We start from the raw sequence: 712 nt of genomic DNA on the forward strand, positions 1-712 counted from the left end.
CTGCTAAGTGGTCACCAACCCTCAACTTCTGCGCAACGCACCGCGCTAACGCAGAAGTACGTCGCATGAAACCCATGCCATGATGCTATAGCCTCTTTTGATCTTCACGCCTGTACATACACTATGTGGCACAAAGCGACGTGCGGCTGATGAGAATACCCAACATGGCTTCACTCATTGCAGAGTTGTTGCATAGATATCCGGCTCGATTTGATAGTGATGCGGTCCGCTCTCTGTGGGATGCCGTAAATGCCACATAAATTCAACGCCGATCGTCGTGACAAGATCCCGTAGCAGAAGTATCGGGTGACTAACTGGTCGAAATATAACGAGAGCCTTCGGCGGCGTGGGGATTTGACAGTCTGGATCAGCGAAGAGGCGCTTGGTCTGTGCTCGGCGCCACGCCGAACGACTGTGAACTCAAGTTAAGTTGCGACATTTCTCTATCTCAGCTTTCTGAGTTGTTCGGCGAAGGCTTCGGTTGGCGTTCGCCATCCGAGGCGCTTTCGGGGAGTACCATTTAGGCGGTCGCAAATGGACTTCATATCTCGATCTGAGATCGCAGCAATGGGCGTGTCCCGTGGTAGGTATCGCCGAGCGCGTTTGTTGAGATTCTCTACCGAGACTTTCTGCCAGGGCGCTTGCGGATCACAGAACCACGTTTGGGTTCCGACCTCAGCCTGCAAGTGCGGCCAATCCATGAGCTCGGAAC

Annotated in this window: 1 protein-coding gene; it reads right to left on the reverse strand. The window is 53.5% G+C overall.

Annotation, left to right across the window (positions count from 1 at the left end; translation table 11 throughout):
• Window positions 1-443 precede the first annotated feature (443 nt).
• The coding region (locus AB9F27_RS21915; RefSeq protein ID WP_369758204.1) for a transposase at window positions 444-712 on the reverse strand (269 nt) is incomplete at its 5' end.

It is taken from the genome of Falsihalocynthiibacter sp. CO-5D18, from assembly GCF_041205445.1.
GTDB lineage: Bacteria > Pseudomonadota > Alphaproteobacteria > Rhodobacterales > Rhodobacteraceae > Falsihalocynthiibacter > Falsihalocynthiibacter arcticus.